The sequence below is a fragment of the Aeromonas sp. genome, assembly GCF_050252055.1.
Taxonomy (GTDB): domain Bacteria; phylum Pseudomonadota; class Gammaproteobacteria; order Enterobacterales; family Aeromonadaceae; genus Aeromonas; species Aeromonas caviae.
On record NZ_JBFWLQ010000004.1, the window covers coordinates 24,483 to 39,257 of the forward strand.

The 14,775-nt window shown below is 60.2% G+C and carries 17 protein-coding genes; 13 read left to right on the top strand and 4 right to left on the bottom strand.

All coding sequences use genetic code 11. The features are described from left to right. Positions 1 to 81 precede the first annotated feature (81 nt). Positions 82 to 612 (bottom strand): hypoxanthine phosphoribosyltransferase, encoded by a 531-nt coding sequence (gene hpt / locus AB7E19_RS08215; RefSeq protein ID WP_010675579.1) that lies wholly within the window; start codon positions 610 to 612, stop codon positions 82 to 84. Between the two features lie 201 nt (positions 613 to 813). Between hpt and AB7E19_RS08220 the strand changes: the two genes are divergently transcribed. Continuing rightward, on the top strand, positions 814 to 1,428 hold the full coding sequence (locus tag AB7E19_RS08220) for a TetR/AcrR family transcriptional regulator (RefSeq protein WP_029314803.1): 615 nt from the start codon (positions 814 to 816) through the stop codon (positions 1,426 to 1,428). 73 nt (positions 1,429 to 1,501) lie between these two features. Here AB7E19_RS08220 and AB7E19_RS08225 read toward each other — a convergent pair whose 3' ends face one another. Together AB7E19_RS08225 and mpl are read right to left on the bottom strand one after the other, a co-directional pair. After that, positions 1,502 to 2,113 carry a flavin prenyltransferase UbiX gene (locus AB7E19_RS08225; protein ID WP_167826065.1) on the bottom strand — a complete coding sequence of 204 codons (612 nt, stop codon included), beginning with the start codon at positions 2,111 to 2,113 and terminating at the stop codon, positions 1,502 to 1,504. Beyond that, entirely contained in the window at positions 2,110 to 3,480 is a 1,371-nt protein-coding gene (mpl, locus tag AB7E19_RS08230; protein ID WP_322131828.1) for a UDP-N-acetylmuramate:L-alanyl-gamma-D-glutamyl-meso-diaminopimelate ligase, read from the bottom strand. The genes AB7E19_RS08225 and mpl overlap by 4 nt, the downstream gene beginning before the upstream one ends. Positions 3,481 to 3,713: 233 nt before the next feature. Here mpl and ppa point away from each other — a divergent pair, with 233 nt between their 5' ends. After that, positions 3,714 to 4,244, top strand: a complete 531-nt coding sequence (gene ppa / locus AB7E19_RS08235) for an inorganic diphosphatase (protein ID WP_005335667.1) — start codon at positions 3,714 to 3,716, stop codon at positions 4,242 to 4,244. A 25-nt stretch (positions 4,245 to 4,269) separates the two neighbouring features. Here ppa and AB7E19_RS08240 read toward each other — a convergent pair whose 3' ends face one another. Then, a complete protein-coding gene (locus AB7E19_RS08240; RefSeq protein ID WP_010675583.1) occupies positions 4,270 to 4,620 on the bottom strand; it encodes a hypothetical protein in 351 nt (116 codons plus the stop codon). Positions 4,621 to 4,743: 123 nt separating this feature from the next. Between AB7E19_RS08240 and AB7E19_RS08245 the strand changes: the two genes are divergently transcribed. From AB7E19_RS08245 to AB7E19_RS08295, 11 genes are all read left to right on the top strand, one after another. After that, a complete protein-coding gene (locus tag AB7E19_RS08245) occupies positions 4,744 to 5,622 on the top strand; it encodes a hypothetical protein (RefSeq protein WP_010675584.1) in 879 nt (292 codons plus the stop codon). Positions 5,623 to 5,827: 205 nt separating this feature from the next. Continuing rightward, a complete protein-coding gene (locus tag AB7E19_RS08250) occupies positions 5,828 to 6,370 on the top strand; it encodes a YtfJ family protein (RefSeq protein WP_010675585.1) in 543 nt (180 codons plus the stop codon). A 43-nt stretch (positions 6,371 to 6,413) separates the two neighbouring features. Then, positions 6,414 to 6,704 (top strand): hypothetical protein, encoded by a 291-nt coding sequence (locus AB7E19_RS08255; RefSeq protein WP_080768013.1) that lies wholly within the window; start codon positions 6,414 to 6,416, stop codon positions 6,702 to 6,704. A gap of 36 nt (positions 6,705 to 6,740) precedes the next feature. Continuing rightward, a complete protein-coding gene (locus tag AB7E19_RS08260) occupies positions 6,741 to 7,325 on the top strand; it encodes a DUF2796 domain-containing protein (RefSeq protein ID WP_322131827.1) in 585 nt (194 codons plus the stop codon). A gap of 4 nt (positions 7,326 to 7,329) precedes the next feature. Further along, a complete protein-coding gene (locus AB7E19_RS08265) occupies positions 7,330 to 8,016 on the top strand; it encodes an ABC transporter ATP-binding protein (RefSeq protein ID WP_322131826.1) in 687 nt (228 codons plus the stop codon). Between the two features lie 58 nt (positions 8,017 to 8,074). Then, on the top strand, positions 8,075 to 9,322 hold the full coding sequence (locus AB7E19_RS08270) for an ABC transporter permease (RefSeq protein ID WP_052815241.1): 1,248 nt from the start codon (positions 8,075 to 8,077) through the stop codon (positions 9,320 to 9,322). Between the two features lie 31 nt (positions 9,323 to 9,353). Continuing rightward, positions 9,354 to 9,830 (top strand): DUF3299 domain-containing protein, encoded by a 477-nt coding sequence (locus AB7E19_RS08275; protein WP_010675589.1) that lies wholly within the window; start codon positions 9,354 to 9,356, stop codon positions 9,828 to 9,830. A gap of 121 nt (positions 9,831 to 9,951) precedes the next feature. Next, positions 9,952 to 10,800 carry a TIGR03899 family protein gene (locus tag AB7E19_RS08280; protein WP_042016317.1) on the top strand — a complete coding sequence of 283 codons (849 nt, stop codon included), beginning with the start codon at positions 9,952 to 9,954 and terminating at the stop codon, positions 10,798 to 10,800. Positions 10,801 to 11,037: 237 nt separating this feature from the next. Beyond that, positions 11,038 to 12,666, top strand: coding sequence for a PAS domain-containing methyl-accepting chemotaxis protein (locus tag AB7E19_RS08285; protein WP_322131825.1), 1,629 nt, complete (start codon positions 11,038 to 11,040; stop codon positions 12,664 to 12,666). 633 nt (positions 12,667 to 13,299) lie between these two features. Beyond that, positions 13,300 to 13,698: a hypothetical protein gene (locus tag AB7E19_RS08290; RefSeq protein WP_322131824.1), complete on the top strand. Its 399-nt coding sequence runs from the start codon at positions 13,300 to 13,302 to the stop codon at positions 13,696 to 13,698. Positions 13,699 to 13,869: 171 nt separating this feature from the next. Next, positions 13,870 to 14,757: an alpha/beta hydrolase family protein gene (locus AB7E19_RS08295; RefSeq protein WP_322131823.1), complete on the top strand. Its 888-nt coding sequence runs from the start codon at positions 13,870 to 13,872 to the stop codon at positions 14,755 to 14,757. Positions 14,758 to 14,775: the final 18 nt, after the last annotated feature.

Here is a 14,775-nt window from a genome sequence, read left to right on the forward strand (position 1 = left end):
AGACAGAAAAGGCGGCTGTGACGCCGCCTGAAGACAGTCGATGGCGGGCCGGCCAGCCTGCCTTGCTACTTCGGACCCGGCTTACTCTTGCGGTACCACCTTGCCGATGAAAGGCAGGTTACGGTACTTCTGGGCGTAGTCAATGCCACAGCCCACCACGAACTCGTCCGGGATGGAGAAGCCAAGCCAGTCCACCGGCACCTGAACCTCGCGGCGGGACGGTTTGTCCAGCAGGGTGCAGATGGCCAGGGATTTCGGCTCGCGCAGAGAGAGGATCTCGCGCACCTTGTTGAGGGTGTAACCGGTGTCGATGATGTCCTCCACGATCACCACGTCCTTGCCTTTGATGTCGTCATCCAGATCCTTGAGGATGCGCACGTCACGGGTGCTGTGCATACCGGAGCCGTAGCTGGAGGCAGTCATAAAGTCCAGGGTGATGGGCAATTGGCACTGACGGCAGAGATCCGCCAGGAAGACGCAGGAGCCGCGCAGCAGGCCGATCATGACCACTTCCTCGGAGCCCTGGTAACGGGCGGTAATCTCTTCACCCAGCGTGGCGATCCGGGCTGCAACCTCGGCCTCGGGGATCATCACCTCGACAATGTGTTTCATCACATACTCCAATAATGACCAAAGGGTTATTGGCCGTTCATTAACGTCAAAACCGAGGATTCTACCACTCCAACCAGTGGGCGTCAGGCATACGTGATGCTTTTATCGGCTTATTTTAATTGATAGAGTTAGCAAGCCTTCGGGCATTATCGGTGACAATACTATAAACACCATAATCAATAACTATTAGATGAAAAAACTATGGAACCACGCGCAGAAATAAGACGTCGAACCCGGCTTTCACCGGAGGCTCGCCGTGATCAATTGATGGAGTGTGCCGTCGAGGTATTTTCCCGTCGCGGCATCGGCCGTGCGGGGCATGCCGAAATAGCCGAACAGGCAAAGGTCTCGGTTGCGACCGTTTTTAACTATTTCAATACTCGTGAAGATCTGGTCGACGAAGTGCTGACAGAAATCGAAGCCTTCGTACAGCAGATCCTCGAACAGGCCTACAACGGTCAGGGCTCCGCCAGGGAGAGCATTCACCGCCACGTGAAGCTGTTCGTTGACGCCGCCTATGACAAGCCCGATCACGCCAGCATCTGGCTGGAGTGGAGCTCCTCGGTGCGGGAAGAAGTGTGGCCTCGCTACACCCGGCTGCTGGACAAGGCGCTGGAGCGCATTGCCCCCCACCTGCAACGGGCCATCGACAACGGCGAGATTCAGAGCGTGCTGTCGGCGCAGGATCTGGCCCGCTCCCTGACCGGTTTTGGCTATGTGATGATGCAGATGATCAATCAGCCGCAGCGTCCGAGCCGGGAAGAGGTGACTGATTTCCTGTTCAAGTACGTGACGGCCCCCATCCAGGCCAGCTGACTCGTGCAGATGTTGACAAAGCGGCGCCGGGCTTTACAGCCCGGCGCCGCTTTTTTGTCCGCTCCCCGCCGTATCAGTGGTTTGCATAACCCCAGCGACTGGTCAACTCATGCTCGACACCCAGGTGGTCGAGGATGCGGGCGACCATGAAGTCCACCAGATCTTCGATGCTTTTGGGTTCATGGTAGAACCCTGGCGCCGCCGGCATGATGGTCACGCCAAGACGGGCAAGCTTGAGCATGTTCTCCAGATGGATCGCCGAGAAGGGGCTCTCCCGGGGCACCAGAATCAGCTGGCCCCGCTCCTTGATCACCACGTCCGCCGCGCGCTCCAGCAGGTTGTCCGAGGTGCCGTTGGCAATGGCCGAGACGGTGCCCATGGAGCAGGGGCAGACCACCATCTGTTTGGGGGCCGCCGAGCCGGAAGCCACCGGCGAGAACCACTCCTCCTTGCCACAGGCGACGATCTGACCCTCTTTGGCACCATAATGGCGACAGAGGTACGCCGACAGCTCCTTGGGGGAGCCCGGCCAATCCTGCTGCTGCTCGGTCTTGAGCACAACCCTGGCCGCCGAGGAGGCGAGCAGGAAGACCCGATAGTCCGCCTGCACCAGGCATTCCAGCAGGCGCAGGGCATAGGGAGCGCCGGAGGCGCCGGTCAGCGCCAGGGTGATGGCCTTGTTCATGATGCGCTCTGCAGCTCCTTGAGGCGGGCGATCAGCTTGTCGTGAATGCCGCCGAACCCGCCGTTGCTCATGATCAGAATATGATCCCCTGGGCGGCTCTCGGCCACCAGGGCGCCAATCAGGGCATCAAGGGCCTCGAATACCCGGGCAGGCCGGGTCATGTGGGCCGTCACCTCCCCCAGATCCCAGCCGATGTTGGGGGGCTGGAAGAAGAACACCTCGTCGGCACCGTCGAAGCAACCGGCCAGCTCCTCCTTGTGAACCCCGAGCTTCATGGTGTTGGAGCGGGGCTCCAGCACTGCCAGGATGCGGGCCTTGCCCACCTTGGCGCGCAGTCCACCCAGGGTGGTCTCGATGGCGGTGGGGTGGTGGGCGAAGTCGTCATAGACGCTGATGCCGGCCACTTCCCCTTTCAGCTCCATGCGCCGCTTGGGGGACTTGAACTGGCAGAGGGCGTTGATCCCGTGCTCCACCATGACACCGGCATGGCGGGCAGCGGCGATGGCCATCAGACCGTTGTTGACGTTGTGCTCTCCGATGCACTCCCAGTGCACCTCCCCCTGTTTCACGCCATCCAGCCACACCTCGAAGGCGGAGCCGTCATCGGCCAGCTTCACCGCCTTCCACTTGGCGCCGTCCTGGCCCACCAGCTCCACCTCGCTCCAGCAGCCCATCTCGCGCACGGCGGTAAGGTTGTCATCACCTTTGGGGAAGAGCACCCGGCCGTTGCTCGGCACTGTGCGCATCAGGTGGTGGAACTGGCGCTGGATGGCGGCGAGATCCGGGAAGATGTCCGCGTGGTCGAACTCCAGGTTGTTCATCACCAGGGTGCGCGGGTGATAGTGGACAAACTTGGATCGCTTGTCGAAGAAGGCGCAGTCATATTCGTCCGCTTCAATCACAAAGAAGGGAGCCGAGCCGAGACGGGCGGAAACCGGGAAGTTGCCCGGCACGCCGCCGATGAGGAAACCGGGTTCCAGCTTGGCATACTCCAGCACCCAGGCCAGCATGCTGGCGGTGGTGGTCTTGCCATGGGTGCCCGCGACGGCCAGCACCCAGCGATCTTTCAGCACGTGCTCCAGCAGCCACTGGGGGCCGGAGATATAGGGCAGATTGCGGTCCAGCACATATTCCACACAGGGGTTGCCACGGCTCATGGCATTGCCGATCACCACCAGATCCGGCGCCGGATCGAGCTGGGAGGGGTCGTAGCCTTCGGTCAGTTCGATGCCCTGTTGCTCGAGCTGGGTGCTCATGGGGGGATAGACGTTGGCGTCGGAGCCGGTCACCCGATAGCCAAGCTGTTTTGCCAACACCGCCAGACCACCCATGAAGGTGCCGCAGATCCCGAGAATGTGAATGTGCATACCGCTGCCTTTTCCAGTAAAGGGAGTGCGCATTCTAGGGTCTGTTGACCCGATGGCACAAGCCGCGCCCATGGGGAGCGAAGGCATCCGCGCCCGCAGACGACAGAAATCGGGCAAGCGCGGGTAAAAGCCACCCTCCAGCACGCCACCCGGCCCTTGAAATATGGTCATTTGACGGGACATCGCTATAATGTCGGCCTGCAAACTTGACTCCAACACTCAAAGGAAACGTCATGAGCCTGAACCTGGTACCGGCCGGCAAGAGCCTGCCTGACGACATCTACGTCATCATCGAAATCCCGCAGAACGCCGACCCGATCAAATACGAAGTCGACAAGGACAGCGGCGCCATCTTCGTTGACCGTTTCATGTCCACCCCGATGTTCTACCCGTGCAACTACGGTTACGTGAACGCCACCCTGTCCCTGGACGGGGATCCGGTCGACGTGCTGGTTCCGACTCCCTACCCGCTGCTGGCCGGCTCCGTCATCCGCTGCCGCCCGGTCGGCGTGCTGAAGATGACCGACGAATCTGGCGAAGATGCCAAGATCGTGGCCGTACCCCACTCCAAGCTGACCAAGCAGTACGATCACATCCAGGATGTGAACGATCTGCCCGAGCTGCTGAAAGCCCAGATCCAGCACTTCTTCGAGCGCTACAAAGAGCTGGAAGCGGGCAAGTGGGTCAAAGTGGAAGGTTGGGGCGACAAGGCCGCTGCCGAAGCCGAAATCAAGACCTCTGCCGAGCGTTACGCTGCAAAATAAGCGTATTCCTCGCAAAAAAGGCGCCTTATGGCGCCTTTTTTATTGGTCGTTGCGGGGACGCTCCGGGGGGATCCCCCTGGATATAGAGGTCGCGCCCGTTTTGCCGATAGGGGCGGTAATAGTCATCACCGCAGCGATATTCCTGACCGGCACCTCCCACCAGATCGCAGTTGACCGGCAGCACCTCCAGCCACTTGATGGCCTGCTGGAAGCGCAGCCACTCCTGCCATTCATGCTCCCGGGCCAGCTGATCCCGCAGGGCGAAGGTATCCGCGCTGGACAATCCCTGATTGACGATGACCTGCCCCGCCAGCGCCGGCGTGGCCACCAATATCAGCAGAAACCGTGAAACAAGCTTCATGATGATTTCCCCCATGACTTATTTCCTGAATTAAATTTAAAGTCAGATCAGATAATTACCAATATATCTGTCACCAGACCAATCCAAATGCCGGTCACTCACCTAGTTGTTTATTATCAACCCAGGCGGAGGCGCACCATGAAACTGGCACAAGGCTTTCTGTGCAGTCTGCTCTTCGGCACCATGGCGCAGGCCAACGAGATCAACCTGAGCTGGCAGTGGCAATCTGCGGATGGTCAGCAAAAGCACCTGCAATTGACGGCGGATGAGCGCACCTTTTCAGCCAGCCGTCACGAGATGACACAGCTCGACACCGCCCTCAACTTCCCGCTGGAAACACTCTACTCCTACATCAGTCCGCGCCTCTACAACAGCATCAACCAGATCAACCAGCACAGCCCGGAGACGGCCACCAAGTTCCGCAACCTGGAACAGGCCTTTACCCTGCACGACAGCAGCCTCGAATCCGCCCAGTTCTGGCAGGCCTACCGGCAATATCAGGAGGACGCCTTCTACGAGATGCGGGTCCAGCCCTGCGTGCACCCGGCCAACCAGAAGCTGCCCTGTGTGCGCCCCAACTACTCCCAGCTGTTCTATCAGTTCAAGGGAGACCTCAAACCCCTGGCACAGCAGTTTTCGGCCAAGGATCTCGCCACCAGCGTAACCCTGCTGCAGGAGTGGCTGAGCGGCATCCCCACCCCCCCCGAGCAGATGGACCACTTCGCTCCGCCCTTGCAGGCCCTGCAGGACAACAAGGCCGACAGCGACGAGAAGGCGCTGCTCATGGCCAGTCTGCTGGCGGAGCTGGCGCCCCAGTACAGCCTCAGCATCATCTATCCGAACATCAGCATCGGCAGCGTCTCGCCGGCCTGGCTCGCCATCACGGCCGACAGCGGCCTTGAGGGAGACACCCTGGTGATCGGCAATCAGCGCCACGTGCTGCTCACCGGTTCTCCCCTGCTGGCCCAGCAGATGACGATGGCCCAGATTCCCTTGATCAGCGAACCGCTCTACTAGCCTCTTCTGACCATCACTTGCTTTTGATGGATGACATGCCATCCTTGCCGCCGTCATTGGGGGGATGGCGCCCATGTTGACAAGATCACCGTCGCACCCTGCATTATTTAACACTTTTTAAACAGATCCGATCAGTTTAGGATGTTCAGGGTCCCATTCCCTCGACCCAAAAATCGTTATAACATCACAAAGGAGTGTCATCTGGATGAAACATCTCGTGCTTACTCTGGCGCTGCTGCCAACCCTGGTCATGGCCCACAACATCAAGGAATCAACCCAGGTGCCGCTGGTCAACATCAGCGACAAGGGGGAGCTGGTGCTCAAGGAGAAGGAGATCAGCTATCAGCCCTGGCAGAGCAAGGTCCTGACCGGCAAGGTCTTCCTGATCCAGCACATCGCGGGGCGCTCCAGCGCCAAGGAGCTCAATGCCCCCATGATCGAGGCGATCAAGGCGGCCAAGCTGCCCCACGACAAGTACCAGACCGTCACCATCATCAACAGCAATGACGCCATCTGGGGCACGTCCGGTTTCGTGAAGAGCAGTGCCGAGGACAGCAAGAAAGAGTTCCCCTGGTCCGCCATGGTGCTGGATGCCAAGGGGATGGCCCGCAACGCCTGGGCGCTCACCCCGGAAAGTTCGGCCATCATACTGCTGGATAAAGAGGGCAAGGTGCTGTTTGCCAAAGATGGCCAGCTCGATGCCGCCGAGATAACCAAGGTGATGGGGCTCATCCAGTCCCATCTCTGAATCAGAGAGAAGGGCGCTGATGGCGCCCTTTCCACAAGGGTCTATGGGTCGTTCCACACTGACAATCTGGGTGTTGCTGCTGGGCTGGTTGTGGATGCAACCGGCGCTGGCACAGCACCCTCTTGAAGCAGCCCTGCCCGATCACGGTCATGCCTGCACCCTCTGCGTCCTGCATCTGGATGGCAAGCTGGCACTGACGCCGACCCCCGTACTCCCTCCCCTCTCCTCTGGCATCGACCGGTATATCGGCACTCCCCAACCGAGGGCGGCCACCGGCACCACGGGACATCGCCGTATCCGCGCCCCGCCGCCCCTTCATTGTTTCTTTTTTTGAACCAATCTTTTCTCTATTTATTCAAAAGGATTAACGATGAAAGCAGTCACCCTGTTGCTGGCCGCTGCCGCCTTCGGCGCCCAGGCCAATCACGACGAACACGAAAGCCACAGCCACGGTGCCCATGAGCACGGTCACGGCCACCTCAACCTGGTACTCGACGGCAACCAGCTGATGATCGAGTTGCAGGCCCCTGCCGCCGATCTGGTGGGCTTCGAGCATGCCGCCAACACCGATGAGGAGAAAACGCAGTATGCCAAGGCGGTGGCCCGCCTCCAGCAGCCCGACGCCCTCTTCCGTTTCGACCCGGCCGCCGGCTGCAAGCTGACCCAGCAAGAGCTGCAGGCCGCCAAGGAAGATCATGACCATGAGCACGAGCACGAGCACGAGCACGACAAGGCTGATGGCGCTCACGATGAACACCATCACGACGACGCGGGCCATGCGGACATGGGAGCCATGTACACCTACACCTGCGCTACCCCGGCCAAGCTCACCGGTCTCGAGGCCACCCTGTTCAGCCTCTACCCGAGCCTGGAGAAGCTGAGCGTGCAGGGCATACTGCCCACCGGCCAGACCGCGGCCGAGCTGACCCCGTCCGCCAACAAACTGAGCTGGTAACGCCATGAAAAACGCCGTGGTTGAGATCCGCGATCTGGTCTTTGCCTGGCCAGGTGGCGAGGCTGTACTCGATCTGCCCGCCCTGCGCATCGCGCAAGGCGAGCGGGTGTTTATCAAGGGCCCGTCAGGCTCCGGCAAGTCCACCTTGCTCGGCTTGCTGGCCGGTATCCAGACCGCCAACCACGGCACCCTGGAGGTGCTGGGCCAGCCATTGGCCCGGCTCTCCGGCCGTGCCCGTGACCACTTCCGGGCGGCCAATCTGGGGTACATCTTCCAGCAGTTCAATCTGCTGCCCTTTTTATCGGTGCTGGACAACGTCACCGCAGCCCTCAGCTTCTCCCCCGAGAAGCGCGCCCGTCTGCAGGGCAGCCCGGAGCAGGAGGCGCGCCGCCTGCTAGGGGAGCTGCAACTGCCGGACGAGGCGCTGCACAGACCCGTTCATGCCCTCAGCATCGGCCAGCAGCAGCGGGTCGCCGCCGCCCGGGCGCTGATCGGCTCGCCGCCGCTGGTGATCGCCGACGAGCCCACCTCGGCCCTGGATACCGACAACCGGGCCGCCTTCATCAAGCTGTTGTTCGAGGAGTGTGACAAGCAGGGATCTACCCTGGTCTTCGTCAGTCACGATCCCTATCTGGAGCCCCTCTTCCCCCGGGTGGAGAACCTGCAACAGCTCAACCGGAGGGCGGCATGACCACACGCCATCATCTCGCAGCCCGTCCGGCCATCTCCCCTTCACTGCGGAGGCTCTCATGCTGAAACTCGCCCTGCAAAGTCTCTGGGCCCGTCGCCTCACCGCCGGGCTCACCCTGCTGGCCGTCGCCATCAGCGTCACCCTGCTGCTCGGGGTGGAGCGGGTGCGCAGTCAGGCACGGGACAGCTTCGCCAACACCGTCTCGGGTACCGATCTCATCGTCGGCGCCCGCTCCGGCCAGGTGAACCTGCTGCTCTATTCGGTGTTTCGCATCGGCAACCCCACCAACAACGTGGGCTGGGACTCCTACCAGGCCATCAAGGCCAGGCCCGGTATCGCCTGGACCATCCCCCTCTCCCTTGGCGACTCCCACAAGGGGTTTCGCGTGCTCGGCACCAATGGGGACTACTTCACCCACCTGAAGTACGGCCAGCAGCAGGCGCTCGTCATGCGCGAAGGTCGCCCCTTCGAAACACCGTTTGAAGCGGTGCTGGGTGCCCAGGTGGCCGAAAAGCTCGGCTATCACCTGGATCAATCCATCGTCATCGCCCATGGCGCCGGCAACACCTCGTTCAGCCAGCATGACAACATGCCGTTCAAAGTGGTGGGGATCCTGGCCCCCACCGGCACCCCCATCGATCGCACCATTCATGTGCCGCTGGCGGGCATAGAGGCGATCCACCTGGGCTGGGACACCGGTCGTCACAGCAAGAACGTGACCCCGGAACAGGCGATGGCGCTGGATCTCACCCCCAAGACCATCACCGCCTTCATGGTGGGGCTGAGCAACCGGATCCTGGCGTTCCAGTTGCAGCGCAGCGTCAACACCTATCCCAGAGAGCCCCTGATGGCCATCCTGCCGGGAGCCGCTCTGCAGGAGCTCTGGGGGCTGATGAGCGTGGCGGAGACCGCCCTGTCGGTGATCGCGGGCTTCGTGGTGGTGGCGGGCCTCATCGGCATGCTGACCACCCTGCTCGCCGGCCTCAACGAGCGGCGCCGCGAGCTCGCCATTCTGCGCTCCCTGGGGGCGGGACCTGCCCACCTCTTCCTGCTGCTGGCGCTGGAGGCGATGGCGCTCACCACGGCGGGCATCGCCCTCGGGGTGGCCGCGCTCTATCTCGGTCAGGGGCTTGCTAGCCCCTGGCTGCTCAGCCACTATGGCCTGCAAATGAGCCTGGGTCTGCCGAGCGCCTATGAGTGGCAACTGCTGGGCCTGGTCTGGCTGGCGGGCATGGTGATCGGGCTGCTGCCTGCCGCCCGCGCTTACCGCTACAGCCTGAGCGACGGCATGAGCATTCGCGTCTGACCCGACGCATCCGACCAAGAGAGAAGAACAGATGATGAAGTGGAAAATAGTGGCGCTGCTGGCCAGCCTGCTGGTGCTGCCTGCCATGGCCGCAGATTACAAGACCATCGACTGGGATATCCTCATCCCGGAGGGGGAAAAACTGCTGCCACCGCCCCAGGTCAGCCATGATGGGGACTTCTCCTCGGTGCCGCAGCCGGTGGGGGGCGTCAACAAGAAGCTGGACAATCAGGAGGTGCGGATCCCCGGGTTCGTGGTGCCCCTGGAAGGGGATGCCAAGACCATCACCGCCTTCCTGCTGGTCCCCTACTTCGGCGCCTGCATTCACGTGCCGCCCCCGCCCACCAACCAGGTGATCTACGTGAGCTACCCCAAGGGGGCGCCGGTGGATGACCTCTGGGACGCCATCTGGGTCAAGGGCAAGATGCACACCGTCAGCTCCAGCCACGAGATGGCCACCGCTTCCTACTCCATGGACGCGGTCGAGGTCAGCGTCTACGAAGAGTGAGCCCCTGATGGCCTCCCCCGGGAGGCCATTTTTTTATCCCGTGACGACCCCGGCAAAGGGATTGTTCATGGATCTGGTTGGAGTAACATTCACTACCAGACCTTGCCATCACGGAGCCAGCATGGCTGACCTGCCCCCCAAGAAAGAGAGTTCCATCCTGAGCAGCCAGGAGCAGACCCTGCGCCTGGCCCGCAGCCGCGGCATCGATGGCATGCTCACCCGCAACAGCGACAGCACCTTCGAGCAGCGCGCCACCTTTCGCCAGTTGGCGGAGCAGGCCACCCGCCAGCGCAATCTGGAATCCATCATGGTGATGGCCGCGCGCCACTGCGAAGAGACTGCCGCCGGCGGCGAGATAGACAGCGACTGGCTCACCCGCTTCCTGCAACTGGCCGAAGACATCAGCATGACCCCCATGCAGCAGTTGTGGGGCCGCATCTTCGCCCTGGAAGTCGCCACCCCGGGCCGCTTCTCCATCCGTGCCCTCAACACCCTCAAGGAGATGACCCAGCGCGAAGCCCAGCTGTTCCAGCGCATCTGCGCCCTCTCCTGTCACTACGAGGGCAGCGACGAGCAGCGTCTGCTGCTGGGCATGCACAAGGGGGCCAGCCTGCTCAGTCGCGCCAAGGTCACCCGGATGGGGCTCGGTAAATACCGGGTGCCCTACAGCGCCCTCCTGCTGTTGTGCGATCTCGGGCTGCTGCACCGTGGCGAGCTCGAATCCGGTCCCCTGCCCGCCGACGGGGTCGAGCTGGCCTTTGGCAACCAGCGCTGGCGTCTGCGCCAACGCCAGAGCAACCTCACCCTGCTCTATTACCGGCTCACCCCCATCGGCAACGAGCTTGCCCTGCTGCTGGACGAGCCCCCCCTGGAGGAGTACCTGCAGGATCTGAAAACCCTGCTCTCCACCCACCTGCAGATAGAGACCCAGATGCCGGCCCCGGTCAGCGAGCCGGATCTGCCCGCCTGAGACTGGCGGAGGCCCAGGCCCCGCCTTGCCAAATTGCGAAACCCGCCCCGCCATTGCCAAAACGGCTCCCAAAAAGCGAATCCTGACGGCAGGGGCAGACGCGAGCCCGGGCCATGTACGGCCCTCTGCGGGTTTTGAGCGCAAAAGAGACATATAGAACGCAATTTAAGCGTTTTTGGGCACTCTGGTGTACGAATTGCAACCAGACTCTCTTTCCCCTGTCAGGCAGGAAGTATCATGAGAGTCAATCAACCCGTTACCCAGCGTGAGCGCCTCTACCCGTCGCATCAGAACCTGATTTCCACCACGGATCTGGAGAGCCGCATCACCTATGCCAACGACGAGTTCTGCCAGATAGCCGGCTTCACCCTGGAGGAGCTGCAAGGGGCGCCTCACAACCTGGTCCGCCACCCCGACATGCCGCCCCAGGCGTTTGCCGACATGTGGCGCCATCTGCGGGAAGGCAAAAGCTGGATGGGCCCGGTCAAGAACCGCTGCAAGAACGGGGATCACTATTGGGTCAACGCCTTCGTCACCCCCATTCAGGACGCAAGCGGCAAGGTGGTGGAGTACCAGTCGGTGCGCACGGCGCCGGACGACGCGATCAAGCAGCGTGCGGAGCGGGTCTATGAAGAAATGCGCCGCGGCAAGACCCCCCGGGCCCTGCGCCTGCCCCCCTGCTGCCACACCCTGGGGATCCACCTCTGCCTGATGGCGCTGCTGGCCAGCCTGGTCACCCTCGGCTATCAGCACGGCCCGGGCTGGCCTCTGCTCATCGGCGCCCTGCCCCTGGTGGTTGCGCTCATCATCTGCCAGACCCTCTCCCGGCGCCTCGCCCGGCTGGAGACCCTGGCCCGCCACCGTTTCGACAACCCCTTGATGCAACTGCTGTATACCGGCCGGGTCGATCGTCTGGCTGCCGTCGAGCTCGCCATGAAGATGAACCAGGCCGAGTTCAATGCGGTGCTGGCCCGCACCCAGCAGACCTGCCAGCAGATCGTGCAGGCGGCGCAGACGGATCTGAACAATGCCGAGTCCATCACCGGCAACCTGCAACAACAGCAGGCCCAGACCAACCAGGTCGCGACCGCCATCACCGAGATGACGGCGTCCATTCGCGAGGTCTCCCACAGCTCGAGCGCCTCCTCGGACAGCCTGGACAACACCGCCGTGCTGTTTCGGGAGGGCAATCGCAGCGTGCTCGATACCGTGGCGGCGGTGGAAGGGGTTCACGGCGAGCTGCTCACCTCCCGCGCCGTGATAGAGGCGCTGGCCAGCCAGTGCCGCGCCATCGACGGCATCCTGGACGTCATCAACAACATCGCCAACCAGACCAACCTGCTGGCCCTCAATGCGGCCATCGAGGCGGCCCGGGCGGGCGAGTCCGGTCGCGGCTTCTCGGTGGTGGCGGACGAAATCCGCACCCTGGCCATCAAGACCCAATCCTCCACCGGCGAGATACAGCAGATGATAAGCCTCTTGCAGGCCAGCGCCGACGATGCCCAGCAGGCCATGGCGCAAGGGGAGCAGCTCTCCGCCAGTTGCCGCCTCAAGGCCGCCGCCACCGGCGATATCCTGCAACAGATAAGCGAACGCCTGTTGCAGGTGACCGCAGGCAGCAACCAGATAGCCCAGGCGGTGCAGGAGCAGTCCCTGGTCACCCAGGACATCCACCACAGCGTACTGGACATCAAGCGTCTGGCCGACGACTCCAGCCAGGGCAGCCGCCACGCCGTGCAGGGCATCATTGCCCTCGTGAAGCAGCTCGGGGATCTGGAGCGGCTGGTACGCCAGTTCCAGCAGCATCCCGCCACCCGGCCAACCAGCACCGCCCTGACCAGCGGCCAACCCCTGCTCGCCCGCTAAGCCTTCACGGAGGAAACCAGACCCAAAGACCGTGCGCTAACAATAAAAACGGGCCCCTGCCGTCACCGGCAGCGGGCCCCTCTTTTGGGTGGTGCATGGGCGTCTGAGCGGGTTTCAAATTCGAGTCGTCGACTGAACCCGCGGGTCTTTCACCCCGTCCCAACCACCTGCTCGTCCGTGCCAGGCCGACCCTCTCGGCTGCACCGCATGGCCCTCGGCAGGGCAATGGCCTTGCTCACTCCCCCATCCATACACCGTGAATGTTGGGCGTTGGGCCTTGAGCGTTGAGCGGGAAGCGGGAAGCGGGAAGCGGGAAGCGGGAAGCGGGAAGCGGGAAGCGGGAAGCGGGAAGCGGGAAGCGGGAAAGCGTCGGCCTTGAGATCCCTCTTATCCAACCTGCCGCAGGCCCCCGCAGCCCCCCCCCCCAATTTATTGATCTTGCCCGAGAAATCGCCCGCTCCCCCTTCCCTAACCAGCTCCGTTCGGTAACATGGCAATCGGGATCACCTCTTGTCGGAGTCAGCCATGAACCAGACCGGAGCCACAGGGAAAGCGCAGCAGGCTGGAGGCTGAAATTCAGGGGCGGTAGCCTTGCCTGAATGTTGGGAAGATCACGACCAAAGAGGTAAAAGTTTGAAAAGAAAACCAATAATAAAGCTTTCTCATATTCAAGAAGTTATCAAGTTATTTGATTCAATAAGCCAAGACGCGAGCTTACCTGATTCATATTACGAGATGTCTCGTTATATAAGCTCAACTGAATATGATGAAATGAATTTGTATGAACTTTCTTTTGAGCCTTATTTATCTATAGCTAAGCAATGTAACATGAGCTTTTTCGCCCTGTATCGGAGCAAACAACGAATATATCTTGCTCATTGTAACGATGCCGGTCACCCCCCACCTCGATGGGAAGCCCATCCTATCAAATTATCCCAACTTAAGGATATTGAGTTGATGATGTTTTTATTGCGAGATCACGCCTATCAGCTAGTGCTCAGAAACAAGCAAGGTTTAGCCTATGAAATTTAAATAATTCAATATTCCCAAATAGATAAACCGATAAGATTGATAGCATGTGATTGCCACATTCTTCTTGGTATCAATCATTAAAAAAATACAACCATAATATTCAACATGAAAGTTCTATTAATATTTTTTGGTTTTCTCTTTTTGACGAGTTCGGTGAACTCTCAGGAGATCATGACTCGCACAGCCAGCAGGGATGATGGTTCGTTTATCTCCTATTATCTTGTCCAACATATCCATGACACAGATACACTGCTGTTGATCCTGCAAGGCTCTGATTGCAATAGTGTCTTGAAAATAGAGTCCATACTCACCGAGTATAAAAATGTCTGGCCAGAAGCTGATGTGTTGCTAATCGAAAAGTACGGCATTAATCGCAAATTAAAATACAGTAAAGATGCCGAACGCAAGGATTGCCCTGCTCAGTACCTTGAAAAGGACAACCCTGCGCAGCGGGTCGCGGATATCAAAACAGTGCTCGATATCGTTAGAAAAGATGGGCAATACAAGACATTTATCCTCTTGGGCGGCAGTGAAGGTGCCGTTATCGCCAACCGGGTGAGCGCAGATATTGACTCTATCGATGCCACCATCGCCTTTAATGGTGGTGGCCGCTGGTTTATCGATGACGTCTCACACAGTATCGCTGTCAAACATAACAACCCCGATGAGGCGAGAAAAGAGATCGACGATTTCAAAGGGTTTGCCGAGCATGTTCTTAACAGCAAACCCTTTGAGCTTGACGTGAGTGGACACGGTTATCATTGGTGGCAGCAGATGCTCTCCATCGATCAGTTTGATATCCTTAAAAAGGTAAAGTCTCCTTTGCTGATCGTGCAGGGGGGAATGGATACTTCGGTATCACCGCAAAAAACAGATGAGTTGGTGCAGCGCCTTGAAGAACTCGGGAAGAACAATATCGAGTATCGGCGTTACGAAGCACTGGATCATGGGTTGAAAGACAGCGACGGGAAAAGCCTGCGCAAAGAGGTTATCCGCGATATAAATATATGGTTAAGATCAAAGCTAGGCAATCCAGCCAATAAATCCAGCGACAACTGATTGAAGGTAGACTGGCTG